25 protein-coding genes are annotated in these 25766 nt (G+C 70.0%); 11 read left to right on the forward strand and 14 right to left on the reverse strand.

Features of this window, described 5'->3' with window-relative positions:
* Positions 1-24 precede the first annotated feature (24 nt).
* Positions 25-642 (forward strand): response regulator, encoded by a 618-nt coding sequence (locus tag JNUCC0626_RS32755; protein ID WP_394614626.1) that lies wholly within the window; start codon positions 25-27, stop codon positions 640-642.
* Here JNUCC0626_RS32755 and JNUCC0626_RS32760 read toward each other — a convergent pair.
* Genes JNUCC0626_RS32760 through JNUCC0626_RS32775 form a run of 4 tightly spaced genes read right to left on the reverse strand, consistent with a single transcriptional unit; the run spans position 620 to position 7165 of the window.
* Entirely contained in the window at positions 620-1726 is a 1107-nt protein-coding gene (locus JNUCC0626_RS32760) for a GAF domain-containing sensor histidine kinase (protein WP_394614627.1), read from the reverse strand. The genes JNUCC0626_RS32755 and JNUCC0626_RS32760 overlap by 23 nt on opposite strands.
* 5 nt (positions 1727-1731) lie before the next feature.
* Entirely contained in the window at positions 1732-4725 is a 2994-nt protein-coding gene (gene cydD, locus JNUCC0626_RS32765; RefSeq protein WP_394614628.1) for a thiol reductant ABC exporter subunit CydD, read from the reverse strand.
* 1 nt (position 4726) lies between these two features.
* Positions 4727-5698, reverse strand: coding sequence for a cytochrome d ubiquinol oxidase subunit II (gene cydB, locus JNUCC0626_RS32770; RefSeq protein ID WP_394614629.1), 972 nt, complete (start codon positions 5696-5698; stop codon positions 4727-4729).
* Positions 5699-5710: 12 nt separating this feature from the next.
* Positions 5711-7165: a cytochrome ubiquinol oxidase subunit I gene (locus JNUCC0626_RS32775; RefSeq protein WP_394614630.1), complete on the reverse strand. Its 1455-nt coding sequence runs from the start codon at positions 7163-7165 to the stop codon at positions 5711-5713.
* 329 nt (positions 7166-7494) lie between these two features.
* On the opposite strand from JNUCC0626_RS32775, the gene JNUCC0626_RS32780 reads away from it, so the two are divergent.
* The gene (locus JNUCC0626_RS32780) at positions 7495-8073 is read left to right on the forward strand and encodes a TMEM165/GDT1 family protein (RefSeq protein ID WP_394622147.1); all 579 of its coding nucleotides are present in this window, start codon (positions 7495-7497) and stop codon (positions 8071-8073) included.
* A 4-nt stretch (positions 8074-8077) separates the two neighbouring features.
* Here the strand turns inward: JNUCC0626_RS32780 and JNUCC0626_RS32785 are convergent, their stop codons facing one another.
* The gene (locus JNUCC0626_RS32785; protein WP_394614631.1) at positions 8078-8548 is read right to left on the reverse strand and encodes a MarR family winged helix-turn-helix transcriptional regulator; all 471 of its coding nucleotides are present in this window, start codon (positions 8546-8548) and stop codon (positions 8078-8080) included.
* A 35-nt stretch (positions 8549-8583) separates the two neighbouring features.
* Between JNUCC0626_RS32785 and JNUCC0626_RS32790 the strand changes: the two genes are divergently transcribed.
* A complete protein-coding gene (locus tag JNUCC0626_RS32790; RefSeq protein WP_394614632.1) occupies positions 8584-8958 on the forward strand; it encodes a cupin domain-containing protein in 375 nt (124 codons plus the stop codon).
* Here JNUCC0626_RS32790 and JNUCC0626_RS32795 read toward each other — a convergent pair.
* Genes JNUCC0626_RS32795 through JNUCC0626_RS32820 form a run of 6 tightly spaced genes read right to left on the reverse strand, consistent with a single transcriptional unit; the run spans position 8955 to position 16170 of the window.
* Positions 8955-9119: a hypothetical protein gene (locus JNUCC0626_RS32795; protein ID WP_394614633.1), complete on the reverse strand. Its 165-nt coding sequence runs from the start codon at positions 9117-9119 to the stop codon at positions 8955-8957. The genes JNUCC0626_RS32790 and JNUCC0626_RS32795 overlap by 4 nt on opposite strands.
* On the reverse strand, positions 9116-11293 hold the full coding sequence (locus JNUCC0626_RS32800) for a DUF5682 family protein (RefSeq protein ID WP_394614634.1): 2178 nt from the start codon (positions 11291-11293) through the stop codon (positions 9116-9118). Before JNUCC0626_RS32800 ends, JNUCC0626_RS32795 begins: the two co-directional genes overlap by 4 nt.
* Positions 11286-12371 carry an ATP-binding protein gene (locus JNUCC0626_RS32805; RefSeq protein ID WP_394614635.1) on the reverse strand — a complete coding sequence of 362 codons (1086 nt, stop codon included), beginning with the start codon at positions 12369-12371 and terminating at the stop codon, positions 11286-11288. The genes JNUCC0626_RS32800 and JNUCC0626_RS32805 overlap by 8 nt, the downstream gene beginning before the upstream one ends.
* Positions 12368-13804 (reverse strand): DUF5691 domain-containing protein, encoded by a 1437-nt coding sequence (locus tag JNUCC0626_RS32810; protein WP_394614636.1) that lies wholly within the window; start codon positions 13802-13804, stop codon positions 12368-12370. Before JNUCC0626_RS32810 ends, JNUCC0626_RS32805 begins: the two co-directional genes overlap by 4 nt.
* A complete protein-coding gene (locus JNUCC0626_RS32815; protein ID WP_394614637.1) occupies positions 13801-14943 on the reverse strand; it encodes an SWIM zinc finger family protein in 1143 nt (380 codons plus the stop codon). The genes JNUCC0626_RS32810 and JNUCC0626_RS32815 overlap by 4 nt, the downstream gene beginning before the upstream one ends.
* Positions 14944-14997: 54 nt before the next feature.
* Entirely contained in the window at positions 14998-16170 is a 1173-nt protein-coding gene (locus JNUCC0626_RS32820; RefSeq protein WP_394614638.1) for a homogentisate 1,2-dioxygenase, read from the reverse strand.
* A gap of 70 nt (positions 16171-16240) precedes the next feature.
* Here JNUCC0626_RS32820 and JNUCC0626_RS32825 point away from each other — a divergent pair, with 70 nt between their 5' ends.
* The 4 genes from JNUCC0626_RS32825 to JNUCC0626_RS32840 are packed head-to-tail and all read left to right on the forward strand — an operon-like array spanning position 16241 to position 20035.
* The gene (locus JNUCC0626_RS32825) at positions 16241-17104 is read left to right on the forward strand and encodes a hypothetical protein (RefSeq protein WP_382442264.1); all 864 of its coding nucleotides are present in this window, start codon (positions 16241-16243) and stop codon (positions 17102-17104) included.
* The gene (locus JNUCC0626_RS32830) at positions 17101-18264 is read left to right on the forward strand and encodes a fumarylacetoacetate hydrolase family protein (protein WP_394614639.1); all 1164 of its coding nucleotides are present in this window, start codon (positions 17101-17103) and stop codon (positions 18262-18264) included. The genes JNUCC0626_RS32825 and JNUCC0626_RS32830 overlap by 4 nt, the downstream gene beginning before the upstream one ends.
* A complete protein-coding gene (locus JNUCC0626_RS32835; protein ID WP_394614640.1) occupies positions 18264-18896 on the forward strand; it encodes an IclR family transcriptional regulator in 633 nt (210 codons plus the stop codon). The genes JNUCC0626_RS32830 and JNUCC0626_RS32835 overlap by 1 nt, the downstream gene beginning before the upstream one ends.
* A complete protein-coding gene (locus JNUCC0626_RS32840) occupies positions 18893-20035 on the forward strand; it encodes a VWA domain-containing protein (protein WP_394614641.1) in 1143 nt (380 codons plus the stop codon). The genes JNUCC0626_RS32835 and JNUCC0626_RS32840 overlap by 4 nt, the downstream gene beginning before the upstream one ends.
* Here the strand turns inward: JNUCC0626_RS32840 and JNUCC0626_RS32845 are convergent.
* Both JNUCC0626_RS32845 and JNUCC0626_RS32850 read right to left on the reverse strand, forming a co-directional pair.
* On the reverse strand, positions 20032-20484 hold the full coding sequence (locus JNUCC0626_RS32845) for a hypothetical protein (RefSeq protein WP_394614642.1): 453 nt from the start codon (positions 20482-20484) through the stop codon (positions 20032-20034). The genes JNUCC0626_RS32840 and JNUCC0626_RS32845 overlap by 4 nt on opposite strands.
* Positions 20481-20945 carry a hypothetical protein gene (locus JNUCC0626_RS32850; RefSeq protein WP_394614643.1) on the reverse strand — a complete coding sequence of 155 codons (465 nt, stop codon included), beginning with the start codon at positions 20943-20945 and terminating at the stop codon, positions 20481-20483. The genes JNUCC0626_RS32845 and JNUCC0626_RS32850 overlap by 4 nt, the downstream gene beginning before the upstream one ends.
* A 78-nt stretch (positions 20946-21023) precedes the next feature.
* Here JNUCC0626_RS32850 and JNUCC0626_RS32855 point away from each other — a divergent pair, with 78 nt between their 5' ends.
* From JNUCC0626_RS32855 to JNUCC0626_RS32870, 4 genes are all read left to right on the forward strand, one after another.
* Entirely contained in the window at positions 21024-21788 is a 765-nt protein-coding gene (locus tag JNUCC0626_RS32855; protein WP_394614644.1) for a DUF2470 domain-containing protein, read from the forward strand.
* An 82-nt stretch (positions 21789-21870) separates the two neighbouring features.
* A complete protein-coding gene (locus JNUCC0626_RS32860) occupies positions 21871-22569 on the forward strand; it encodes a CPBP family intramembrane glutamic endopeptidase (protein ID WP_430623505.1) in 699 nt (232 codons plus the stop codon).
* A gap of 147 nt (positions 22570-22716) precedes the next feature.
* Positions 22717-23904, forward strand: coding sequence for an arginine deiminase (locus JNUCC0626_RS32865; protein WP_394622148.1), 1188 nt, complete (start codon positions 22717-22719; stop codon positions 23902-23904).
* Positions 23905-24003: 99 nt separating this feature from the next.
* Positions 24004-24564, forward strand: coding sequence for a ferritin (locus tag JNUCC0626_RS32870; RefSeq protein ID WP_394614646.1), 561 nt, complete (start codon positions 24004-24006; stop codon positions 24562-24564).
* Between the two features lie 69 nt (positions 24565-24633).
* Here JNUCC0626_RS32870 and JNUCC0626_RS32875 read toward each other — a convergent pair whose 3' ends face one another.
* On the reverse strand, positions 24634-25764 hold the full coding sequence (locus JNUCC0626_RS32875) for an RNA polymerase sigma factor (protein ID WP_394614647.1): 1131 nt from the start codon (positions 25762-25764) through the stop codon (positions 24634-24636).
* Positions 25765-25766 lie beyond the last annotated feature (2 nt).

Below are 25766 nucleotides of genomic sequence, written 5' to 3' on the forward strand. Positions count from 1 at the left end.
AGCCATTCGACGTACGGTGGATTCGTGCCAGTGCGCGTTTTGTTGGTTGACGATCACGAAGTAGTGCGCAGAGGACTGCGCGAGATGTTGGACGACGAGGCGGACATCTCGGTCATTGCCGAGGCCGGATCCGTCGACGAGGCGGTGACACGGGCTCAAATGACCCCGCCTGACGTGGCGGTGGTCGACGTTCAGCTGCCGGACGGCAGTGGTGTCGACCTCTGCCGCTCGCTGCGGGACCTCGGCATCCGCTGCCTCGTCCTGACGGCGTTCGACGACGAGGAGGCGCTCGTCGGCGCGATCATGGCTGGTGCTTCTGGGTATCTGCTCAAACAGGTGCGCGGTCAGGACGTCGTCACGGCCGTGCGCGAGGTCGCGGCTGGACGGTCCCTTCTGGACCCCGCGACCACAAGCCGAGTACTCGAACGGATGCGCAATCCGGCCCCGATCGGACTCACCGACCAGGAACAGCGCGTGTTGGAACTCATCGGTGAGGGCCTCACGAACCGCCAAATCGGTGAACGGTTGTTCCTCGCGGAGAAGACCGTGAAGAACTACGTGACGTCCGTGCTCTCGAAACTGGGCATGGAACGGCGCACGCAAGCCGCCGCCTGGGTGGCTAAACGGGGACGGACCAGGTGAGCGTCGTCCCGTTCGGCGAACTCACGACGCGGAAATCGCCACTCGCGGACTTCGCCCGTTCGGCGAGGTGCCGCAATCCGCGCTGAGTCACGCCGGACGGGATGCCGCATCCGTTGTCGGCGACACGCAGCAGCAGATGCTTCTCGTCGCGCCGTACGTCGATCTGGAGGTTCGTGGCGCCCGAGTGCCGCACGACGTTCGACAACGCCTCACGCAACGCAGCGCGCGCGTCGTCGGCATGTCGTTGCGGCACGTTCGCCAGGTCGCCCGCCACGTGCAGGCGCGGCGCGAACCCGAGCAGCTCACCGGCGGTGCGGACCTCGGCCTTGATCGAGTCGAGCAGGTCGGCGCCCTCGGCCGGGTCGGTGTTGCGCAGCTTGCGGACGGTGCCGCGGACCTCGGCGATCGTCTCGTCCACCAGGTCGACGGCCTCGTTGATGCGGGCGCGGTCGGTCTGGTCGAGCTTCTTGCCCAGGCGCCGTTCCAGCAGGCTGAGCTGCACGCCGGCGCCGTAGAGCCGTTGGATGATCACGTCGTGCAGGTCGCGGGCGATCCGTTCGCGCTCCTCGTAGACCGCGACGCGCTGCCGTGCCGTGAAGCCCTCGGCCAGCACGACCGCGAGGCCTGCCTGGGCGGCGAACGCCGACAGCACGTCCACGGTCTCCTGCGTGAACGGCGCCTTGTCCCTGCGCCGGTACACGGCCAGAGCGCCGATTTTTCGGTCCGAGGTACCGAACGGCGCCACGGCGAACGGTCCGTACGTCCGCAGCGCGTGCGGCACGTACGGCGCCGTGCGCGGGTCGTTCGTCACGTCGTCCGCCATCACCGGAACGCCCGTGCGTGCGGCCTTCGCAGCAGCACTGCGCGGGCTCAACGTGGCCACGACCGGTTCGCCGGAGGACGCCTCGACGGTCAGCGTGCCGTCGTCCTCGGCCGTGGCGAGCATGGCGAGGCCGAGGTCGGCGTCCGCGATCTCCGCGGCCGCCTCCACGACGAGCCTCAGCACGTTCTCCGGGTCTTCCAGCGCCGCCGACGTGATCTCGGTGGACGCGACGAGCACGCGCCGCGCCAGAGAGGGGTCCATGGCTCTCAACGGTATGCGGCGGCGCCGAGGTCCAGCACCAGGTCCGCCCTCGCCGCCTCGTCCGGGCGGTGCGTGATGTGCAGGACCGTCCTGCCGTCGTGCCGCAGCCGCTCCAGCAGCCGGCGCGCGGTGGGTTCGTCCAGGTGCGCGGTGGGCTCGTCGAGCAGCACCACGTCGGCGTCGTGCAGCAACGCCCGCGCGAGTGCCAGCCGTTGCGCCTCGCCGCCCGACACCTGGTCGGGCCTGATCACCGTGTCGAGCCGGTCGGTCCAGTCGTCGAGGCACGCGTCGCGCAGGGCCTGCCGCAACGCCTCGTCGTCGTGCCGGCCCGACATCCGCAGGTTCTCCCGCACGGTCGTGCTGACCAGCATCGGTTCCTGCGGGCACCAGGTGGCGCGCGGCAGTTCGACGATCCCGCGTTCCGGCGGGAGGAAGCCCAGGAGCAGCGCGAACAGCGTCGACTTGCCGCTGCCCGACGGGCCGACGATCGCCACGTGCGTGCCGGGCTCGACGGTGAGGTGCAGGTCGTGCAGCGTCGGCTCGGTCGCACCGGGCCAGCGGACGTCGACGTTCTCCAGCCGGATGCGCTTGCCCCGCGCGGGCTCCGGCCGTTCCGGGGCGTCGAACTGGAGCCGCGCTGAAGCCTCCCGCAACGCCCTGCGCTGCTGCGCGGCCAGCGGCAACGCGGCCAGCGGTTCGGCCAGCGCGAGCGGGACGAGACCGAGCACCGGGTTGCCGCTCAGCGCGCAGACCAGCGCCGCCGCCCCCGTCGCGAGCAGGACGATCGCCGTGGCAGCGCCCGTGCCAAACGCTTGCCTGCGGGTCTGCGCGGCGAGGTCGACGTCGTCCGCGTGCAGGCGGGCCAGCAGGCGGTGGTGGGCGTCGTGCGCGATCAGGTCCGGGGCGGCGGTCAACGCGTTGATCGTGTCCGTCGCGATCTGACGGCGACCCCTGGCGAGCTTCGTGCTGGCCCGGCGTTCGGTCCAGACGGCGACGGCCGGAGCAGCGAGTCCCGCCGCGAGCAGCAGCGCGCCGAGCACCAGCGCGGCCTTGGGATCGATGAACGCGAACAGGATCGTGGTCGCGATACCCGCGCCGATGGCGACGATCGGGGGCACGAGGACGCGCGGGATCAGGTCGCGAACGGTGTCCGTGTCGTCCACGAGCCGTTGCAGGCCATCACGCCGCTGGGTGCGCACGAGCCGCAACCACAGCTCGGCACGCAGATTGTTCGCGAGCCGGAACGTCTCGTCGTGCGTCACCAACCGCTCGATGTACCGCAGCACGCCCTTGCTCAGCGCGAACGTCCGCACGCCCACGACCAGCACCGAAAGCGTCAGGATCGGTGGCATCTCGGCGGCGCGGGCGATCAGGTGCGCCGCCAGTGCGGTCAGCGCGATGCCCGCCATCGCCGCGAGCACACCAACGCCGGCGCCCTTCCACGGCACGGGCAGGCGCTTCGGGCGTTCGGGCGCGGTCTCGTCCGTGACGATCTTGCCGAACGTCTCGTCCTCGGCCGCCTCCTTCTCGCGGTGCGAGGCGAGGACGACGGCGGCCGTGGCGCTGGCTCGCTTGATCGCTTTGTCGACTTTGCGACTTGTCACCGGGTCGAGGTGCGCGGTCGGCTCGTCGAGCAGCAGCACCGTCGCGCCGTGACGCACCCTCAGCAGAGCGCGCGCTACCGCGACGCGTTGGCGTTCGCCGGTCGAGAGGTCGGTGATCTGACGGTCGAGCAGATGGACTGCCGCGACCTCGTCGGCGATCTGCTCGACGTCGTCGGCGTCCGGCACCGTGAGTTCCAGCTCGGCGCGGGGTGTGGCGGCGGCGAACGCGGGCTTCTGCGGCACGTACGCGATGTCGCCGGCGACGAACGCCGTGCCGTCGGTCGGTTCCAGGAACCCCAGCAGCACCTGGAACGTCGTCGACTTGCCTTTGCCGCTCGCACCTTCGAGCCGGTGGATCTCCCCTGGTCGGACGTCGAAGCTGACGCCGTCCGGGGCGAACCCGCCGCGCCGCAGCACGCGCAGGTTGTCGACGTGCACCGAGCCACCGGGCAGCCGAGGCCGTCCCGAACCCTCGTGGTCCACGACCTCGGCCACGCGCCGAACCGCTTCGAGGCCGTCCTCGCTGGCGTGGTGGGCCGCACCGGCCGCACGCAACGGCAGGTAGCACTCGGGCGCCAGGATCAGCACGACCAACGCCGTCATCAACGTCATGTCGCCGTGCACCAGCCGGATGCCGATGCCGACCGCGATCAGCGCAACGCTCAACGAAGCCGCGATCTCCAGCACGAGAGCGGACAGGAACGCGATCCGGAGCGTGCCCATCGTGGCCTTGCGGTGCTGCTCACCGATCTGCCGGACCGCACCGGCCTGCTGCTTGGCCCGCCCGAAGACGGTCAGCACCGGCAACGCGCGGAGCAGTTCGAGGAGCTGGGCGCTCAAAAGCTCGGTGACGTCGGCGGCCTTCTTGACCTTCTTCTCGGTGTACCAGCCGATCAACGCGGCGAAGATCGGGATCAGCGGCACGGTGACCGCGATCAGCACGGCCGACGGCCAGTCGGTGAAGAGGATCCACGCCCCGGCCAGCGGCGGCACGACCACGGCCGTGACCAGCGCCGGGAGGTAACGGGTGAAGTAGGCGTCGAGCGCGTCGAGGCCCTTGGTCGCGAGCACCGACAGCTCGGCCGTGCCGCGGTCGGCGATCCAGCCGGGCCCGCGTTCGAACGACTTGGCGAGCAGCTGGGTCCGCAGCTCCTCCTTGGCACCGGCAGCGGCACGTGCGGCAGCGCTTTCCGTTGCCCATGACAGGCCTGCGCGCGCAAGGATCGCCACGGCCAGAAGGGGAAGGCCTTCGCGTGTGGTGATCACCGACGCCAGTGCGACGGCCTGGGCGACGAGTGCCAGGGCGTTGAGGAACGCCAGCGCGCCCACCCCGACGAGGGCGCGCCTGGCGTTCCGGGAGAGCTGGGGCAGAGCTCCCAGCGGGCCTCGCTTCATCTCAATGTCCTGCCGGGATGTGCTGGACGCCGATCCTCTTGCGGAACACCCAGTAGGTCCAGCCTTGGTAGACCAGCACGGCGGGCGTGCCGAAGCCGGCGACCCACGTGATCACCTGCAGCGTGTACGGGCTCGACGCGGTGTTCGCGACCGTGAGCGACCACGCGTCGTTGAGCGTCGACGGCAGGACGTTCGGGTAGAGCGAACCGAACAGCAGCACGACGGTGGCCGCGATCGCGAGGCCCATCAACGCGAACGACTGCCCGTCGCGGTCCGCCGCGAGCCGCCACATGGCCAGTCCGAGGATCGCCACGACGATCGCCGTCCACAGCCCCGCGACGATCGCGAGCAACGCGACCAGCGGCAGCAGCACGACCGGCGCCATCATCAACGCGACGCGGCGGGCCCGTTCGCGGATCTCGCCCTCGGTCTTGAGCGCCGTGAACACCGCGCCGTGCACCAGTGCGTAGCCCGCAAAGGCAAGCGCCCCAACGACTGTCTCCAGACGGATGGCCGCGAACGGCGAGCCGACGCGGTCACCGTTGGCGTCGATCGGCAGGCCCAGCACCGTCGTCGAGATCAGCAGGCCGACGCAGAGCGTGGCGATCCACGAACCGATGACGATCGTGTAGTCCCAGGCCTTGCGCCAGCGCGGGTTGTCGACCTTGCCGCGGTAGTCGAACGCGACCCCGCGGCCGATCAACGCGATGAGGAACAGCGTTAGTGGCAGGTACGCGGCGCTGAGCAGCGCCGCATACCAGCCGGGGAAGGCCGCGAACGTGGCACCGATCGCGACGATGAGCCACACCTCGTTGCCGTCCCAGACCGGCCCGATGGTGTTGATCATGACCCGGCGTTCTTCGTTGCTGCGCCCGAGAACCGGCAGCAGCATGCCCACGCCGAAGTCGAAACCTTCGAGGAACAGGTAGCCGAGCCACAGCACGGCGATGATGACGAACCAGAGCGTTTCCACGTCGCCTCTCCCCTAGTACGCGAACGCCAGGGCGCCGTCGTCGGTCTTCTGCGGCAGCACGCCGGGTATCCCGCCCCGGACGTACTTGCGGATCAGGTAGAACTCCACGACCGCCAGCACGGTGTAGACCGTGGTCAGCGCGATGAGCGAGGTCAGGATCTCGGCGGGCGAGACCTGACTGACCGCCTGCGCGGTGAACATCCACACCCCGTCGACGCCCGTCGGGTTCGGGACGACCACGAACGGCTGGCGTCCCATCTCCGTGAAGATCCAGCCGAAGCTGTTGGCCAGGAAGGGAGTCGCGATGCCGGCGAGACCGAGTGCCGGGAACCACCAGCCGGTGGGCGTCCGGTTCTTTCGGGTCAACCAGAGCATGAACACCCCGAGGCCGGCCGAGATGCCGCCGAACCCGATCATCAGGCGGAAGCCCCAGTACGTCACGGGAAGCGCGGGCACGTAGTCGATCGGCTTGCCGCTGAGCTCACCCAGCCGTTCGTCGACGGGGTAGAACTCGCCGTACTTCTCCTGGTACATCGGGACGAGGTCCTGGATGCCCTTGACCTCGCTGCTGAAGTCGTTGTGCGCCAAGAAGCTCAGCAGTGCGGGGACCGTGATGCTCTTGACGTTCTCGCAGTCGGGCCGCGTCACGTCACCGATCGCGAAGATGCTGAAGCTCGCCGGTTGTTCGGTGTGGCACAAGGCTTCCGCAGCCGCCATCTTCATCGGCTGCTGCTCGAACATCAGCTTGCCCTGGAGGTCACCGCTGATGCTGAGCGCCGCGAACGCGACCACGCCGACCCACGTGCCGAGCTTGAGCGAGCTGCGCCAGACCCGTTCTTCCTCCGACCTGCGCCAGAGGTGCCAGGCGGCGATGCCCACGAGGAACGCGCCGACCACCGCGAACGCGCCCGCGATGGTGTGCGGGAAGGCGGCGAGCACGGTGTTGTTGGTCAGCACGGCCCAGATCGAGGTGAGCCGCGGCCGTCCGTCGTGCATCTCGATGCCCACCGGGTGCTGCATCCACGAGTTGGCGGCGAGGATGAAGTACGCGCTGGCCACCGTGGCGAGGCTGAACGCCCAGGCACACGCGAGGTGGATCTTCTTCGGCAGCTTGTCCCAGCCGAAGATCCACAGGCCGAGGAAGGTCGACTCGACGAAGAAGGCGACGATCCCCTCCATCGCGAGCGGCGCGCCGAACACGTCACCGACGAACCTGCTGTAGGCGCTCCAGGCCATGCCGAACTGGAACTCCTGCACGATGCCCGTCACGACACCCATGGCGAAGTTGATCAGGAGGAGCTTCCCCCAGAACTTCGTCATCTTGTAGTAGCGCTCGTTGCCCGTGCGCACCCAAGCCGTCTGCATACCGGCGACCAGGATCGAAAGACCGATCGTCAGCGGCACCATGAGGAAGTGGTAGACGGTGGTGATGCCGAACTGCCACCGTGCGAGTTCGAGTACGTCCACGTTTCTGAGCGTAAGTGTGGATCATGGGCCTCATCAGGTACGACGGTCCCGTTCCCTCTCGGGACCAAGGTCCCGTGCGCGAAGTCACGCCGTGTGGGTGACATGCGTCGGCTACGATGTGTGCGCCAGAGGGGAGTAGTTCCCACCGGAGTTTTCAGCCGGTGGCGTGGTGATCGACATACTGATCCGCCTTCGAGTGGATCCGGTCCCACACCCGATCTTGATCGGGCGAACGAGACCTCCGGCCGGGTTGCAGCATGCCCGGTCGGGGTCTGTTGCGCCTCCGTCCGGGTTCGTATTCGGACGTGGAGGACCTCGTGGCCACATCATTGCTCGCGTTCATCACCGCCTTCGCGGTGGTGTTCCTCGTCGAGCTGCCCGACAAGACCATGGTCGCCACCCTGGTCCTGACGACGCGCTATCGCGGCTGGCCGGTGTTCGTCGGCGTGATCGCCGCGTTCGCCGTGCAGACCGTCGTGGGCGCGGCCTTCGGCACCGCGATCACCCTGCTGCCCGACCAGGTCGTGGCCGGTGTCGTGGCCCTGCTGTTCCTCGCGGGCGCGTTCCTGCTGTTGAAGGAGGGGTTCTCGAAGGAGGAGGACTCCGCGGACGAGGCGGGGGTGCGCACCGCCGTGCCGTTCTGGCGGGCGGCGCTGACCTCGTTCGGCGTGCTGTTCGCGGCCGAGTGGGGCGACGCCTCACAGCTCGCCACCGCCGGGATCACCGCCCGGTACGGCGAGCCCATCGCCGTCGGGCTCGGTGCCTGGCTGGCGTTGGTCGCGGTGGCCGGGCTGGCCGTGCTGGTCGGACGGAAGCTCGCGGGGCGGTTGCCGACGCACTGGATCCAGCGGGTCGCGGGCGTGGTCTTCGCGGTGTTCGGTGTGATCGCTCTGACGCAGGTGTTCTGAGAGCTCACCAGACTGGGCGCAGGCCCGGCTGGTCCTCGCCGTGGACGTGCTGGAGGTACGCGGCGAGGCCCTGTTTGACGGTGTCGAGCGTGTCCTCGCCGATCGCTTCGGCCATTTCGGACTCCAGGTCCGACCACAGGTTGTCGGCGAACTTCAGGTAGTCGCGGCCCTTCGTGGTCAGGGTGACGTACTGGGCGCGCTTGTCGGTGGGGTGCGGTTCCTTGAGGACGTAGCCCCATTCGTCCAGCTCGGTGACGATCTTCGCGGCGGCCTGCTTGGTGACGCCGAGGTGGTGTCCGATGTCGACGGTCGTGGCTCGTTTCTCCTTGAGGAACCGGAAGACGTAGCCGTGGGCCGGCCTGAGCGGTTCGAGCCCGATCTGGGCCAGGCGGTCGTGGAACTGGTCGCCCAGGGCGCGGTAGGTCATCGCCAGCAGCATCGGCACCGGTTCCATCTGCTCCCCCTGGGTAGACAACCTGGTTGACCTTATTCTAAGGTTGGACAACTTGGTTGACTACTTTGGAGGTTGTTGTCGTGCTGATCACGGGGGATTCCGCTGCTCTGCACTCGTTCGGCGGGTTCGAGTTCCGGTCTTTGGCGGTGCCGTCGCGCGGGAGTGCGGAGATCGCGTTGTGGACCGTTGACGTGCCGGAAGGCGGCGACGGAACGCCGCATCGCGCGTCGAAGGAGGAGGTGTTCTACGTGCTGTCCGGTTCGGTGACGATCCAGGGGCAGACCGCTTCGGCGGGCGACGCGATCGTGGTGCCGCCGAACACCGAACTGGCGCTGACCGGCGGGCCGGCGCGGGTGCTGGTGGCCACGTCGGTGGGGATCCTGGGCACGCTGGCGGACGGGCAGACCATCACGCCGCCCTGGTCGCTCTAGTTCGCCGGGGAGCCTTCTTCGGTCGGCGGTTCCGGCCTGGTGTCCGGGACCTCTTCGCGCAGGTCGTGGGCGATCTTCTTGGCCTCGTCGATGAGGTGCTGCGACTCTTCGAGGCGCTCTTCGTCGGGCGCGGTGAGGTTGCCTTCTCCGGGTGCGGTCACGCCTCTGGGGTCGCCGGATCGGACGGGCGCGAAACTCCCGCCATCAGGTCGCGGACGTGGGTGGCGAGGCGTTCGGCGATGGCGAGGTCCCACTCGTCGTCGGACGTCGGTTGCGGGGTCTCCCCCGCCACCACTCGCTCGCCCAGCAGGCGGCGTTCGGCCGGGGTGAAGTCGGTGATGGCGCGGCGGAGCAGGGGCAGGGCGTCGTCGAACGCCTCGCCGCGCAGGCCGCTGAGCCACTCGTCGATCAGGCCGAAGAGGCGCGGGTCGGCGGCGAGCAGGGTCGCCGAACCTCGCAGGAAGCCCGCCACGAAGGCCGTTGCCACGTTGCGGTGCAGGCGGGCTGCCACGTCGTCGCTGGTGAGTTCGCCCGCTTCCCAGAGGAGGCGGGTGGCTCTGCCCGTCGGGAGGCCGTGGGCCTCTGCTTTGACGAGGGCGTGCAGCGCTCGCCACCAGGTCTTCTGGTGGTCCTCGTCGGCGGCCAGGCGGGTGGCCTCGTGGGCGCCGTCGACCACCTGGAGGGCGTGTTCTGCCGTTTCGTCGTCCACGTTGCGGCAGGCCAGCGGGAGGCCCACGGCGCCGCGGGTCAGCAGGCCGTGCAGGGCCACGCGCAGGAGTTCCGGGTCGGTGCCCCGGACCGAGCCGTAGCGGACAGTCCTGGCCAGGTCCGGGAGGGCGGCCAGGAGTTCGAGGGCGTCGGTGGCGAGGGCGGCGCAGCGGTCCAGGGCCTTGCGGGATTCGGCTACGGCGGCGGGGAGTTCGCAGCCGACCGACTTGGTGAGGGTGGCGGCCGCGTCGGCCACGCGTTGGGCGTCCTTCGCCGACTGGGTCAGGACGTTTTCCGCTGCGGTGTGGACTGTCGTGCCGTGGCGGGCCGCTACTGCCACGGAGACCGCGAAGATCGGGTCCCAGCGGAGTTGCCAGACCTCGGCGAAGGTGCCGAGGGAGTTGGAACGGTCCGGTTTGCCCCACGGGACGCCGAGGACGTCCAGGCGCTGCAGGAGTTTCGAGCGTTCCCGGTCGGTGTCCTTGCGGAGGTCCAGCTTCAGCTGCTTGGGCTGGACATCTGCGGGGAGGCGGAGTTTTCGTTGCAGGCGCTGGAGGTCTGCGGCCAGCGGGGAGCGCGGGACGGCATCGCCCACCTCGCCCAGGCGTTCGCCGACCACCAGTTTGCGATGGACCAGTCGGAGGTGGATCTCCTCGCCGCCGCACAGGACGGCGAGGGCCGCTTCGTTGACCTCGCTCAGACCAGCCGAGGGGCGTTCCCTCAGCGCGGCAAGGGTTTCGGCCAGGCGGACCGCCTCGACGGCGCTCGCGGTGGAGGCCGGGAGGTCCTCCTCGCGCAGGACGGCGGCGGCCTTGGCGAACCAGCGCGGGACCACGTCCTGCTGGTGGTGCCAGAGGTGGGCGTACCAGCCAGGGGAGTCGATGCCGGCGCCGTAGCCGGACGCGGCGGCCAGCTGGCCGTGGCTCCACGGGACCCAGGTGCCGGAGATCTTGCGGCGGCGCAGGCCCTTCAGCAGGGCGGTGTCGGAAGCGACCGTGGGTTTGGTCAGCAACGCCGGAACGTGCCAGGCGCCGCAGACCACGGCGATCGGGCCGTCGGTTTCCTTGCGGGACTTGCGGATCGTCTGGCGCATGAACGCCTCGCGGCGCAGGGTGCGTTCGCCGACCTCGTGTTCGAACTCCGCGCGCACGGCGACCATGGCCTCGGCGATGGCGTCGGCCAGGTCGAGCGGATCGGACGCGCTGTGCTCGACGACGTCCTCCCACCAGCGCTCCGGGTCGTCGAAGCCCGCGGCCTCGGCCAGCAGGCCGATCGGGTCGACGGCGCCGCTCGGGCCGTCGTCACCGATCGAGGCCGCGGCCGGCAGGTCGAAGAACCGGGCCTGCACGCCGTTCTCCGCCGCGTAGCGCAGGGCCTGCCACTCCGGGGAGAACTCGGCGAACGGCCAGAACGCCGCGTTCTCCGGTTCGGTCTCGTCGTGCAGCAGGATCGCGACGGGCGGCGTGAGCGCGTGGACGTGCTCGAGCAGCGCGTCCGCTTCCGGCGGGCCCTCGATCAGGATCAGCGACGGCCGGGTCTGCTCCAGCGCCCGCACGACCATCCGGGCCGAGCCGGGGCCGTGGTGCCGGATGCCGAGCAGGATCGGCCCGGGGTCCGGCTCAGTCACCGCTGGCGTCCAGGCAGGCGCGGTACAGGTCGCGCCACTCGGAGCGCTCCTTCAGCACCGTCTCCACGTACTCCTGCCAGACCGTCGCGTCCGACACGCGGTCCTTGATCACCGAACCGATCAGGCCGCTGGCGAGCTCGTCGGCACCCAGCGTGCCGTCGCCGAAATGACCGGCGAGCGCCATGCCGTTCGCGATGACCGAGATCGCCTCCGCCGTGGACAGGCTGCCGCTCGGCTTCTTCAGCTGGGTGCGACCGTCCACGGTGGAACCGTTGCGCAGCTCGCGGAAGATCCGCACGACGCGGCGCACCTCGTCGAGCGCGGGCGGTTCGGCTGGCAGCTGGAGCGCCTTGCCGAGCTGCTGGGCGCGGGTGATGACGATCTCGACCTCGGCGTCCTCGGTCGCGGGCGGCGGCAGCACGACGGTGTTGAAGCGCCGCGCGAGCGCCGACGACATCTGGTTGACGCCCCGGTCGCGGTCGTTCGCCGTGGCGATCACGGTGAACCCCGGCACGGCCTGGACCTGCGTGTTCAGCTCCGGCACCGGCAGCGACTTCTCGCTCAGCACCGTGATGAACGAGTCCTGCACCTCGGACGGCATGCGGGTCAGCTCTTCGACGCGGACGATCGCGCCGGTCTGCATGCCGCGCAGCACCGGGCTCGGCACCAGCGCGTTCTCGCTCGGGCCCTCGGCGATCAGCCGGGCGTAGTTCCAGCCGTAGCGGACCTGGTCCTCGCTCGTGCCGGCCGTGCCCTGGACGACCAGCGTCGAGTCGCCGCTGATCGCCGCCGCCAGGTGTTCGGACAGCCACGACTTGGCCGTGCCCGGCACGCCGACGAGCAGCAGCGCCCGGTCCGTGACGAGGGTGCCCACCGCGACCTCGACCAGCCGGCGCGAGCCCACGTACTTCGGCGTGATCACCGTGCCGTCGGGCAGCGTGCCGCCCAGCACGTAGGTGACGACGGCCTGCGGCGACAACCGCCAGTTCGGCGGCCGCTGCCGGTCGTCCTGGGCAGCGACGGCCTCCAGCTCGGCGGCGTACTGCTGTTCGGCCGTCGGCCTGAGCACGGCGGTCACTGGGCCTCCTGGGACTGTGCAGCTGACGGTGGAGCGAACGATTCACGCAGGCGGATGCGGAGCCGGAGCACCTCGAGCTCCAGCGAGTTCTCCGGCCAGCGACGGGTCAGAGCCTCCCAGTTCGCGCCGAGCAGGTCGGCGTCACCCCGCGCCAGCAGCACCGCGGGCGGCCGCCCCGAGCGCCATCGGGGATCGGGCAGGGCGGCGTAGCGGGCCATCAACGCGCGAGTCGTCTCCGGCGACCACGGCGCCGGCAGCTGCGCGCACGCGTGGTCGAGCAGGTCGTAGTGCCAGTTCTTCGACACGGCCACCACGGCCTGCTCGGCGACCTGGGCGGGCAGCGCGGCCAGCATCTCCAGCTGCTCCATGCCCGTCAGCGTCTCGGCGGCGGCCGCGGCCCACGGCCTGGGGTCCTTCGCGGCGGCGAGCTGGTCGGCGACGCCGCGCAGCAGCGGACCGGCCCACGGACCCTTGCGCAGGATGCCGGCGGCCTTCTCGTCGTCGGCCTTCAGCGTCGACGTCCAGTACGACGGCGGCACGCTCGCGGCGGCCGCCCGGATGCGACCCGCCACGCCCTTCTCCGAGCCGTCGCGCATGAGGTCGCGCAGTTCGGGATCTTCGGCCTGGGCCGTCCAGAGTTCGTCGGGCCGGATGTCGAGGCCGTCGGGCGTGAGGCGAAGGCCGTGCCGCAGGCGGTGGGCCGCGCGGGCCTGCAGCCGGGTGGGCTTGAGCCTGCGCAGGAGTCGCAACGCCTCGTCGTGGACGGCGGCCGACTTGTCGTCGAGCGCCGCCTCCAGCAGGCGTTCGTCCGGCGGGCCGAGGCCCGTTTCGAGGGCGCTGATCAACACCTGCCGGTCGGCCGAGCGACGCGACTCGACGAACTCGCGCGCGATGAACGCACCCACCTGCACCGGATCGGCCTTGCGCTTGCGGCGCAGCGCTCGGACCCGTTGGGCGCTCGGCAGGTCGAGGATCTCCTCCAGCGGGACCTCGTCCACCAGCGGCGCGGCGCCGCTCGCCCACGACCAGCCCGGACGAGTGCCCGCCAGCCAACGGCCGCGGGTGCCGAGGACCTCGACCACGGCGGCACGGAGTCCCGGGCGGGCCGTGCCGATGGCGAGCAGGGACGGGAGCATGCGGTGCTCGGCCACGACGTCGTTGGCCTTGGCGAGGGCGCACCACTCCGTCAGGAGCACCTCGTCGTCCAGGCTCATGATCGCCTCCAGAACGGCCCTGGCGGCCGGGCGGGGGCGGGTGGCGGGTTCGGGTGGGGCGAGCGGCACCGGCTCGGCTGCGGCCTCCTGAGGCAGCGTGGCACCGAACGCCGCCACGCCCAGGGCGGCGCAGTCGGCCAGCAGAGCCGTCGGGTCGCCTCCGCCGCGGGTCGTGCCGATGAGGAGGTCCTGGACGGTCTGGGACCACTCGTCCTTCACGCCACCACCTCCAGCACGCCGTCGATGGCAATAGCGCCGAGCCTCAACGCGTGGCCGTCCCACAACCCCCAGGCGTCGAACGGCACCCCACCCGTTAACGCCAACGCCATGTCGAGCCCCGTGTCGTCGCGGACCGGCACACCGTGCCCCGAGGCGTCGACCAGCGACGAGCCGTGCAGCCGCACCTCCGCGCACCCCAACGGGAACAACCGCTGCCAGGGATCGGCGACCAGCATCGGTTCCAACGACGCCAGCGACGTGCGCCACGAGACAGGCGCCGGCACGTGCGCGGGGGCGACGGACTCGGTCAGCTCCCCCACCGCCACCCGGTCCGACGCCGGATAGGGATGGACCAGGGCCGTCGACTCCAGACCGTGTGGCAGCAACGGAACGGGAGCACCAACGGCGGAGTGCCGGATCGCCACGACCCAGCGCGAAGAGCTACGACCCCAGCACCACTGGCGGACCGTGCGCACGCGGCCGTCGTCGGTCTCCATGCGCAGCAACGCCACCCAACTGTCGGTCACGCCGGGGGTGGCGCGGACCGTCTCCTCCGGGATCGTCACGCCCAGGCGGGCGCGCGGCTGCACGAAGCACAGCAGGTGCAGGCCGCCCAACCGATCCGCCACGTCAGCGGTCCAGCGCGGGCCCGACCGGGAAACGATCTCCTGGATCTCCGTCACGGCCGCCGCGATGCCGGGCACCTGGGCGTCGATCATGCGGGCGGTGAAGGCCTGCCACCACGTGGCCGGGCGGCTGGGCAGGGAGGCGATGCCGGCCGAGGCCACGTCGAGCAGCCAGTCGCGCAGGCCGTCGGTGCCGGAGGACATCGCCAACGCCCGGTTGGCCGCCGTCTTCTCGCGGGCGCGCAGGCGACGGGCGACGGCTTCGGGCGACGAGTCCAGCTCACGAGTGGCGCGACGAGACGTCCACTCCGCCACCCACTCCGGCGGCTCGGCGTCCGGGAGATCGAGTTCCTGCAGGCTGATGGCGTGCTTGCAGGGGAACCTGCGGGACGGGCACGTGCACTTGGCGGAGCCCGCCGCCAGGTCGACGCAGACGCGGTACGGAGTCGAGCCGGAGCCCGCGTAGAGGCCCCACAGCACCGGCAGGGCCTTGCCCAGGCCCTGCCAGCGCATCGGAACGGCTCGTGTCCTCACCAGACCAAAGTAGCGAGGACGTCCGACAGAAAATCAGGCCGGACCGCGACGGGCCCAGGTCCACGCGTAACCGGGGTCCTCGCAGGCTTCCGCGGCCTCGCCCAACTCCAGCGGGCGGAAGGTGTCGACCATGACCGCCGTCTCGTCGAAGTAGTCCACGCCCAGCGACGCCTCGACCGCTCCCGGCTGCGGTCCGTGCGTGCAGCCGGACGGGTGCAACGACAGCGAACCGACGCCGATGCCGGAGCCCTTGCGCGCCTCGTAGTTGCCGCCCACGTAGAACATCAGCTCGTCCGAGTCGACGTTCGCGTGGTTGTACGGCACCGGCACGGACAACGGGTGGTAGTCCACCTTGCGCGGCACGAACGAGCACACGACGAAGTTCGGACCCTCGAACGTCTGGTGCACGGGCGGCGGCTGGTGCACGCGGCCGGTGATCGGTTCGAAGTCGCGGATGTTGAACGCCCACGGGTACAGGTGCCCGTCCCACCCGACTACGTCGAACGGGTGGTTGGCGTAGGTGAACCGCGTGAGGCCCGCCCGGTGCCGCACGAGGACGTCGACGTCCTCGCCGTCCATCACCAACGGCTCGACCGGCCCGCGGATGTCGCGCTCGCAGTAAGGCGAGTGCTCGAGGAACTGTCCGGCCTTCGACAGGTACCGCTTGGGCGGCCCGATGTGTCCGGTCGCCTCCATCGTCAAGATCGACATCGGCGACGACGGCACCACCCGGTACGTGCAGGAAGTCGGGATCACGACGTAGTCGCCGTCCCCCACCTCCAACGCCCCGTAGATCGTCTCGATGACCCCCGAACCGGCCTGCACGTACAGCAGCTCGTCACCGAAAGCGTTGCGGTACAACGGAGACGGCACCGTGGCGACGACGAAACCGATGGTCACGTCCGGGTTCCCGAACAGCCGGCGGCGTCCCGTGACGGCGTCGACCTCATCGGAAGCCCAGGTCAGGTCCTGCGACTTGAACGCCCGCGGCTTCAACGGCAGGTTCGGCGCGATGGACCCGCGCTCGTCCTTCACGGTCTCCGCGTTGACGATCGCCGTCGGCAGGTGCCGGTGGTAGAGCAGGGCCGAATCGGCCGAGAACCCCTCGACCCCCATGAGCTCTTCCGCATAGAGCCCACCGTCCGGTTTGCGGAACTGGGTGTGGCGCTTTCGGGGGATCTCACCGACCTGGCGGTAGTAAGCCATGACCTCTCCGAGGGCGTTCGATTATCGGACATCTTTGTTCACTTACCGATACCCAGCTAGCGTGTCAGCCGTGTCAAGCGCTGTCGAACTCCGTGCGCCCGGTCCGCGCGGTACTCCGCCCCTGCTCGCGAGGCTTGTGGACGATGCCGCGCTGTTCCCTCCGGGGAACGCGTCGATGCCCGACGCGGTGCGCGGTCACCTCGACGGACGCGTCGGCGAGTGGTCCGGCGTCATGGGTCTCTTCCTCTGTCCCGCCTCCCGTCTGGCCGAGCTGATCACCGAGCTGATCAAGGTGAAGCCGGCCAAACCGATCGCACTGAGCCTCGTGATCGACACCGGCCTCGGCGGCGTGCCGAAGGCCGTCTCGATCGTCGAGAGCCGAAGCGAGCTCCTGGCCCTGCGCATGGTCGAGATGCCCGCACCGTCCGATGTGGACGAGGTGTGGCTCGAGCGCGTGTCCGAGTTCGTGCCCGAGGACGTCATCCGCGTCGTCGAACCCCGCCGCGGCGGTGCCGAGTGGCTCGACGGCGTCCGCCGGGTCATCGAGCACGGCAGCTGGCCCAAGCTGCGCTGCGGTGGTCTCTCCCAGGAGAACTTCCCGAGCGTCGAGGAGGTCGGTGACTTCCTGAGCGTCGTCAGTGGCGGCGGCGTCGCGTTCAAGGCGACGGCGGGCCTGCACAAGGCCGTCCGCTACACCGACGAGCAGGGCTTCACGCACCACGGTTTCCTGAACCTCCTCGTGGCCACCGCCCGCAGCCTGAGTGGCCGCGACGTCCGCGAGGCGCTCGCGAGCACCGATGCCGAGGCTCTCACCGCCGAGGCGAAGGCGCTGAGCGACCAGGCCGCGCACGCCGTTCGCGGCGTGTTCGCTAGCTACGGCTCGTGCTCGCTCGCCGAACCTGTCGCCGACCTCGAGGGGCTTGGACTGCTGTGAGCTGGATCAGCGACCCGAACTTCACCGAGGACCAGCCGTTCGGACCGCAGACCCTGCCCTACGGCGTCGTCGACGGCGGTGTGGCGGTCCGCGTCGGCGACAAGGCTCTGCTCCTCAAGAGCCTCGCGCTGGGCAAGTGCAGCGAGTACGTCCAGGGCGACTCCCTGGACCCGCTGCTGGCCGCCGGACGGCCGGTCTGGAGCGTGCTGCGGGCCAAACTGCGCGAGATCGTCACGGCGAGCTCCGCTCCCAAGGGCGCCGAACTCGTCGGCATCGAGACGGCGAAGCTGCCGTTCACGGTCGGCGACTACGTGGACTTCTACTCGAGCAGGCACCACGCGGAGAACGTCGGGAAGATGTTCCGCCCCGACGGCGACGCGCTCACGCCGAACTGGACGCACCTGCCGATCGGCTACCACGGTCGCGCCGGCACGGTGTATGTCTCCGGCACCGAGATCGTCCGCCCGAACGGCCAGAAGCGCGGCAGCGAGGGCCCGAAGTTCGGCCCGTCCGAACGCCTCGACATCGAGGCCGAGGTCGGGTTCGTCTGCGGTGGCCCGAAGGCGGCCAACGTGTCCACGAGCCGCGCCGCCGAGCACGTCTTCGGCGTCGCGCTGGTGAACGACTGGTCCGCGCGCGACATCCAGGCGTGGGAGTACCAGCCGCTCGGCCCGTTCCTCGCCAAGTCGTTCGCGACGTCCATCGGCGCGTGGATCACGCCGCTCGAAGCGTTCTCAGTTGCACGCGTGCCCACCCCGCCGCTGCCGAACAAGCTGCACGACTACCTGACGTGCGACCAGCCCTGGGGCCTGGACATCACGATCACCGTGGAGCTCAACGACACGATCGTCGCGCGACCTCCGTTCCGGGAAATGTCGTGGTCGTTTGTGCAACAGCTGGCGCACATGACGGTGAACGGCGCTACGGTGCGCCCAGGTGATCTGTTCGCCTCCGGCACGGTCTCGGGACCGGAGAAGGACGAGCGCGGCTCGTTCCTCGAACTCAGCTGGGGTGGCAAGGAACCGTTCAAGCTCGACGACGGCTCCACGAGGTCCTTCCTGGAGGACGGCGACACGGTCAAGCTGACCGCGACCGCCCCCGGTGAAGGCGGCTCCGTGGTCGGTCTCGCCGAGGTGGTGGGAACAGTTCGGAGTGCGTGATGGTCGGAGCGACGAAGGAGAGCTCGCTGACCCTGGAAAGGGGTCTGGCGCTGCTCCAGGCGGTCGCTGAGGCGGAGTCCGAGGCACCGTCGATCTCGGAGCTCGCCACGGCCATCGGTGCGTCCAGGGCCGCGGTCTACCGGTTGCTCGTGCCCTTGCAGTCGCGCGGTCTCGTGCGGCGCGAGGGCTCGAAGGTGCGACTCGGCCTGGGCGTGCTGCGGCTCGCCTCCAACGTCCTCCCCCAGCTGCGGATGGCGGCGAACCCGGCGCTGCGCGAGCTCGCCGAGAAGGTCGGCGCCACCGCACACCTGACGGTCGCGGACGGCAGCGAGGCTCAGGCCGTCGCCGTCGTCGAACCGTCGTGGACGGCTTTCCACGTGGCGTACCGGGTCGGCTCGCGCCACCCGGTGCACCGCGGGGCCGCCGGCAAGGCCATCTCGCAGCCGTCCGAGCTGTGGGTCGTGTCCGCCGGTGAGCTGCAACCGAACGCGTACGGCGTCGCGGCACCGGTGCGTGGCGTGCCTGGTCTCAGGGCGTCCGTTGGTGTCGTGGCGCTGGAGAAGCTCGACGCGGACGTCGTCGGCCCTCACGTCGTGCGTGCGGCCGAAGAAGTGGCGGCAGCACTCAAATGACCGACGAACGGCTGCGGCGCTGGCGTCTGCTGCTGGGGCCGAGCGCCGAGGACGTGTCCGAACTCGGCGAGGACGACCAACGGCGTGATGGCGCGCTCACGGGCCTGTACGGCGGCGGTGGCGACCGGGGTGCCGGGCTGGGCGCGAGTTCGCCGCAGTTGCACAGGTGGCTGGGTGACGTCCGGAAGTACTTCCCCACGTCCGTCGTGCAGGTCATGCAACGCGACGCCGTCGAGAAGCTCGGCCTGAAGCAGTTGCTGCTCGAACCCGAACTGCTCCAGTCGGTCGAGCCGGACGTGAACCTCGTCAGCACCCTGCTGCAGTTGAGCCGCGCGATCCCCGCCCGCACCCGCGACACCGCGAAAGCCGTGGTGCAGAAGGTGGTCGAGGACATCGAGCGACGGCTGAAGGACCGGCTGGTCGAGGCCGTCCGCGGGGCCGTCGACCGCTCGAAGCGCACGCACCGGCCGCAACTGCAGGACGTCGACTGGGCCACGACGATCCGCGCGAACCTCAAGAACTACCAGCCGCGGCACAAGACGGTGATCGTCGAGGACCTGATCGGCCACCGCAGGCGCAGCCGGACGGCGGCGATGCGGGACGTGATCCTGCTGGTCGACCAGTCGGGTTCGATGGCGGAATCCCTGGTGCACGCGGCGGTTCTGGGCTCCGCGCTCGCCGGCATCCGGTCGATCTCGACGCGGCTCGTCGTGTTCGACACCGAGGTCGCGGACCTGACCGACCAGCTGAGCGACCCGGTGGACCTGCTGTTCAGCGCCCAGCTCGGCGGCGGCACGGACATCAACCGCGCGGTCGCCTACGCGCAGACCCAGGTCCGCAGGCCCACCGACACGGTCGTCGTGATCATCAGCGACCTCTACGAGGGCGGGTCGGAGACCGAGCTCCAGCGGCGAGTGCGCGAGTTGGTCGCGAGCGGCGTCACGGTCGTGAACCTGTTGGCGCTCAGCGACTCCGGCACGCCGTCGTACGACCACGAGCTGGCCGCGAAGCTGCACGCCCTGGGCGCGCCCGCGTTCGCCTGCACGCCGGACAAGTTCCCCGAACTGCTGGCGGCCGCGCTGCGCAAGGACGACCTCACTCAGTGGGCCGAGGCCGAGGGCATCGCCACGGGCCGTTAGCGCTCCACGACCCGGCCACGGGTGAGGAACGCCAAGCCACGCGTCATCACGGCCACGCGGCCGCGTTCGTCAGGACCGGCGATCCACACGCGTCCGGTGTGCCGCACCAGAACCCGCGCCCGTTCGGGGAGTTCCGGCAGTCGCAGGTTCTTCTCCGACCCGTCCACCCGCAGGTACGCCGACCGCCCGATGCGCCGGCCGGGCACGAACCTCGCCGAGACGGGCCGCCACGGGAACTGGTCGATCAACGCGATCGTGCCCCGCCGCGTGACGAAGTGCCGGATGCCGGGTGCGGCCAACTCGATCACCACCGGCACGGACAGCACGATCAGCCAGAGCCAGCCGACGAACAGCACGGCGCTGAGGACGGCGAGCGCGAAGACGATGTACCCGGCGGCGCGACGGTCGGCCCGCGCGAGACACGTGTCGCTCCAGGTCTCCAGGATCATCTGCGCACACGCGCCGGAATCAGCTGCGGCACCCCGCGGAACGTGACGACGGTGTTCCCCTGTCGATCAGGCGGCACGAACCACACGCGCCGATGACGCGCGATCCGTCCACGCAGCAACGGCCCCACGCGCAGGGTCAGCAAAAGCGGTGGTGAGCTCAACACGACCAGACGCCCTCCTTCCCACTGCACATGGGCGAAATGCCACGGTTCACCTTCCGGTAAACGCACCGGACGGCGACGTGTCACCACCCACAGCACGGCCGCGGCGAAGAAGAGCAGCACCAGTGCCACCGGCGAAGACCACGACCACACCAGTACCAGCAGGAACTGGAGCGCGAAGGCCGCACCCGCGACCACCGTCCACACCAGGGCGCGACGGCTCGCCCGGGCGACGCAGTGCCGGGTCCACCGATCGTCGAGCGCCGTCACCTCGGTGGACGGCTTGTTGGGCACGACCACCTGACCAAGGTACAGGTGATGCTTCCCTTGATGAGCGAAGCTAAGTTAGGCTTGCCTAACCTTCGAGGAGGTGGAGCGGTGACCGACACCCAGACCAAGCGCCCGCCGGCGCCGCACGCGGCCGAACGCGCCCGCACGATCGCGGAGCGCCACGGGGCGGCCGCGCTGCTTCCTCAGTCCGGGACGCGCACCAGCCCGCTGTTCCACCACGTGCACCCGTGCGGCACCACGATCCTGCTGCTGGCGGACGAACACCCGCTGGTCGGGCAGTTGTGGCAGACGCCGCGGGCAGAGGTGACGGCGATGCTGGAGATCGCCGACCAGGCTCCGGTGCCGTTGCGCGAGCCGGTGCGCGGGCTGTTGTGGCTCACGGGATGGGTGACCGCGCTGGACGGCAAGGAGGCGCGCGACGAGATCCTCGCGGTGGCCGACGTGCGGCCCGACCACCGGCTGCTGGACGCCGGGCACGGGGCCTCCGTGCTGAGGCTCACACCCGCGTCGATGGTGATCGCGGACGCCGAGGGCACCTCGTCGATCCGGCCCGAGCAGTTCGCGAGTGCGCAGCCGGATCCGTTCTGCCGCAACGAGGACCACTGGTTGCGCCATTTGGAGGTGGCGCACTCGGACGTCGTCGGGCAGCTCGCACGGCACCTGCCGGAGGAGTTGCAGGCGGGGCACGTGCGGCCGCTCGGGCTCGACCGGTTCGGGCTGCGGTTGCGGGTCGAGGCCGAGTGCGACGACCACGACGTGCGGATCGCGTTCTCGAAGCCGGTCAGCACGCCGCAGGAACTCGCCGCGGAGCTGCGGCGGTTGATGGGGTGTCCGTTCCTGTCCCAGCGGTAGCCTCGCGCAGGTGATCGAACCTGCGGTGATCCCCGACGCCGAGAAGCGCGGGTACAAGATCGAGCTGCTGATCGTCTTCAGCATGACGCTCGGGTTGTCCGGACTGCGCAGTCTCGTGCGGTTGATCGACAGCCTGCTGCAGCCGACGCCGCTCAACCAGCAGTCCGTCGCGATCAACGTCCCGCAGGCGCGCGCGGACCTGCTGGACCTGGTGGCGCAGCTGCTGGGCGTGCTGCAGCTGGCGGCGTGGGGCGGCATCGGCCTGTACCTGTTGTGGCGCACGGGGATCAAGCTCAAGGTCATCGGCCTGGACGGGACGCGCAAGCTCGCCGACTCGGTCGGTGCACTGGGGCTCGCGGCGATCATCGGCATCCCCGGCCTGGGGTTGTACTTCGCCGCGTGGGCGCTCGGGCTGAACCTCGCCGTCCAGCCGTCCACTTTGGACAACCAGTGGTGGATGAGCGTCGCGTTGATCCTCGCCGCCGCCGGCAACGCGTGGGCGGAGGAGGTGCTCGTCGTCGGGTACCTGATCACGCGGCTGGAACAGCTCGGGTGGCGGCAGTACACGGCACTCTTGGCCGCCGCCGTGCTGCGCGGGTCGTACCACCTCTACCAGGGCTTCGGCGGGTTCGTCGGCAACGTCGTGATGGGCCTGGTCTTCGGGTACTACTGGCAGCGGACCAGGCGTTTGTGGCCGTTGGTGATCGCTCACACGATCCTCGACGTCGTCGCGTTCGTCGGTTACACAATACTTCGAGGCAAAGTCAGCTGGTTGCCCTAACGATTCGCGGGTCTGGCTCGGTATTCCATGCGATTCGTTGCCAATCAGAGCCGCTGAGCGGCGATTTGTGCTGTTCAGGGTTACGCTCGACCGGTGACTGCGCACACGATCGCTGAGACGGAAGCACTCCCGGACGCCGCGCCCCGCGTGGACAGCGAGGTCGGCCCGTTGCGCACGGTGCTGCTGCACCGGCCGGGCAACGAGCTCAAGAGGCTCACCCCGCGCAACAACGACCAGCTGCTGTTCGACGGCGTGCCGTGGGTCGGCCGCGCCCAGGAGGAGCACGACGCGTTCGCCGCGACGCTGACCTCCAAGGGCGTCGAGGTCCTGCTGCTGGCGGACGTGCTGGTGCAGGCGCTGGAGGACAACCGCGCGCGCATCGCCGGCGTCCACAGCGCCGTCAACGAGCGCCGCCTCGGCATCGACCTGGCCGACGCGCTGCGCAGCCACCTCACCTCGCTGCCCGCGCCGCAGCTCGCGCAGGTGCTGATGACCGGCATGACGTTCGAGGAGCTGCCCGCCGCCGAGGGCGCGTCGCTGGTGCGCAAGATGCACCTGCCGATCGACTTCGCCGTCGACCCGCTGCCGAACCTGCTCTTCACCCGCGACTCGTCGGTGTGGGTCGGCGACCGCGTGGCCATCACGTCGTTGGCGCTGCCCGCTCGTGACCGCGAGACGACGCTGACGGACCTGATCTACGCCTACCACCCGCGGTTCCGCCGCACGGGTCGCGCGTACGGCGCGCACTCGGCGCCGCTGGAGGGCGGCGACGTGCTGCTGCTCGCCCCCGGCGTGATCGCGATCGGCGTCGGCGAGCGCACCACCCCGGCGGGCGCCGAGTCGTTCGCGCGCTCGGCCCTGGCGGACGGCCTCGCGCACACGGTGCTGGCGGTGCCGATCGCCCAGGAACGCGCCACCATGCACCTCGACACCGTCTGCACGATGGTCGACCGCGACGCCGTGGTGATGTACCCGGCGATCAGCGACTCCCTCACGGCGTACCCGCTGCGGTCCGACGGCAACGGGGGCGTGCGCGTGGACGGCCCCGTGCCGTTCCTGGAGGCAGCCGCCGAGGCGATGGGCATCGAACGGCTGCGTGTGATCGACACGGGCCTGGACGTCGTCACGGCCGAACGCGAGCAGTGGGACGACGGCAACAACACCCTCGCCGTCGCACCCGGTCTCGTCGTGGCCTACGAACGCAACGTCGAGACGAACGCGCGCCTGGAGGACCAGGGCGTCGAGGTGCTGCGGATCGCCGGTTCGGAACTGGGCTCCGGCCGCGGCGGCCCCCGCTGCATGTCGTGCCCGATCGACCGCGCCCCATTGGTGTGATTCTTAGGAACGCCTAACCTTTGTTTGGATCACCTTTCCAAACAAAGGTTAGCTTTTCCTGGAATGCGCAGGTCATCGTTTTGAGTTAACGTACTCCTCATGGCCTCGAACGTGAAGAAGATCCTGTCCGGAAAGTCGAAGTTCCGCGAGCTCCTGCAGGCTCAGGTCGGCAACGAGTTCTCCGCTTCGCAGCAGTACATCGCGCTCGCGGTGTGGTTCGACAACGAGGACCTTCCGCGACTCGCGTCGCACTTCTACAAGCAGGCTCTCGAAGAGCGCAACCACGCGATGATGATCGTCCAGTTCCTGATGGACAACGACATCCCGGTGACGATCCCCGGCCTGGAGACGCCGCTCAACGAGTTCAAGTCGCCGCGCGACCTCGTCTCGCTGGCGCTGGCCCAGGAGCAGCAGGTCACCGACCAGATCATCGCGCTCGCCAAGGCCGCCCGCGAGGAGGGCGACTACATCGGCGAGCAGTTCCTGCAGTGGTTCCTGAAGGAGCAGGTCGAGGAGGTCTCCTCGATGAAGACGCTGCTCACGATCATGGACCGCGCGGACGGCAACATGTTCTACGTGGAGACGTTCCTGACCCGCGAGCACGTGGGTGACGAAGGTGCCGACTCGGGTGCCCCGAGCGCCGCCGGTGGAGCGCTCTGAAGTTTTCCTTCGCACGCTTGAGTGCCTGATCACAAAGGCCCGCCTAACCCATTCGGGTGGCGGGCCTTTTCAGTTGTTCAGCCGAGCGGCCTGGCGGGTGAGGTAATCCCGCTCGGCGACGTTCGAAGCTTTCCCGGCGGCCTCGGCGTAAAGGCGCGCGGCCGTTCGGAGGTCGCCGTCGCGCTCGTGGAGGTAAGCGGCCACGGCCGAGTGGCGGGGCAATGATTCGTCCAGTTCCGCCAACGCTTTCAGCCCGGCGCGCGGCCCGTCCGCCTCGCCCACGGCCACCGCGCGGTTCAGCCGCACGACGGGACTTTCGTTGAGGGCCAGCAGTTCGTCGTACCACTCGACGATCTGCACCCAGTCGGTCTCCTCGGCCACGGGCGCGTCCGCGTGCAGTGCCGCGATCGCCGCCTGCGCCTGGAACTCGCCCAGCCGGTCCTTCGCGAGCGCCGCCTGGAGGATCTCGACGCCCTCCGCGATGAGCCGCGTGTCCCACTGGCCGCGGTCCTGCTCGGCGAGCGGCACCAGGTTGCCGTCCCTCGTCCGCGACGCACGGCGGGCGTGGTGCAGCAGCATCAGCGCGAGCAGCCCGGAGACCTCCTGGTGGTCGATCTCGGTCGCGAGCCTGCGGGTGAGCCGGATGGCCTCCGCCGCCAGGTCGACGTCACCGGAGTAGCCCTCGTTGAAGACGAGGTAGAGCACGCGCAGCACGGTCGCGACGTCGCCGGGCTGGTCGAACCGCACGTCGCCGACGGTCTTCTTGGCCCGGCTGATGCGCTGGGCCATCGTCGCCTCCGGCACCAGGTAGGCCTGGGCGATCTGCTTCGTGGTCAGCCCGCCGACGGCCCGCAGCGTCAGCGCGACGGCCGACGACGGCGTGAGCGACGGGTGCGCGCACAGGAAGTAGAGCTGGAGCGTGTCGTCGGTGTCGGGGGACGGGCCCTGCTCAGGTTCGGCGGTGACGACGTCCTCACGGCGGCGGCGCGCGGTGTCCGACCTCGTCGCGTCGAGGAACTTCCGCCACGCCGCCGTGACGAGCCAGCCCTTCGGGTCGCGCGGCGGATCGTCCGGCCACGCCTTCACCGCCTCCACCAGCGCGTCCTGCAGGGCGTCCTCGGCCGCCGCGAAGTCTGCTCCGCGGCGGACGAGGATGCCGAGCACGGCCGGCGTGAGGCTCCTGAGCAGTGCCTCGTCCACCC

The sequence above is a fragment of the Lentzea sp. JNUCC 0626 genome, assembly GCF_043632865.1.
Classification (GTDB): domain Bacteria; phylum Actinomycetota; class Actinomycetes; order Mycobacteriales; family Pseudonocardiaceae; genus Lentzea.

Bases quoted from the DNA above. Each gene is read 5' to 3' on its own strand.
- JNUCC0626_RS32860 (WP_430623505.1), top strand. From the start codon at position 21,871: ATGACGCTCGGGTTGTCCGGACTGCGCAGTCTCGTGCGGTTGATCGAC.
- JNUCC0626_RS32760 (WP_394614627.1), bottom strand. From the start codon at position 1,726: ATGGACCCCTCTCTGGCGCGGCGCGTGCTCGTCGCGTCCACCGAGATC.
- JNUCC0626_RS32845 (WP_394614642.1), bottom strand. From the start codon at position 20,484: ATGATCCTGGAGACCTGGAGCGACACGTGTCTCGCGCGGGCCGACCGT.
- JNUCC0626_RS32820 (WP_394614638.1), bottom strand. From the start codon at position 16,170: ATGGCTTACTACCGCCAGGTCGGTGAGATCCCCCGAAAGCGCCACACC.
- JNUCC0626_RS32840 (WP_394614641.1), top strand. From the start codon at position 18,893: ATGACCGACGAACGGCTGCGGCGCTGGCGTCTGCTGCTGGGGCCGAGC.
- JNUCC0626_RS32870 (WP_394614646.1), top strand. From the start codon at position 24,004: ATGGCCTCGAACGTGAAGAAGATCCTGTCCGGAAAGTCGAAGTTCCGC.
- JNUCC0626_RS32835 (WP_394614640.1), top strand. From the start codon at position 18,264: ATGGTCGGAGCGACGAAGGAGAGCTCGCTGACCCTGGAAAGGGGTCTG.
- JNUCC0626_RS32815 (WP_394614637.1), bottom strand. From the start codon at position 14,943: ATGCGCTGGCAGGGCCTGGGCAAGGCCCTGCCGGTGCTGTGGGGCCTC.
- cydD (WP_394614628.1), bottom strand. From the start codon at position 4,725: ATGAAGCGAGGCCCGCTGGGAGCTCTGCCCCAGCTCTCCCGGAACGCC.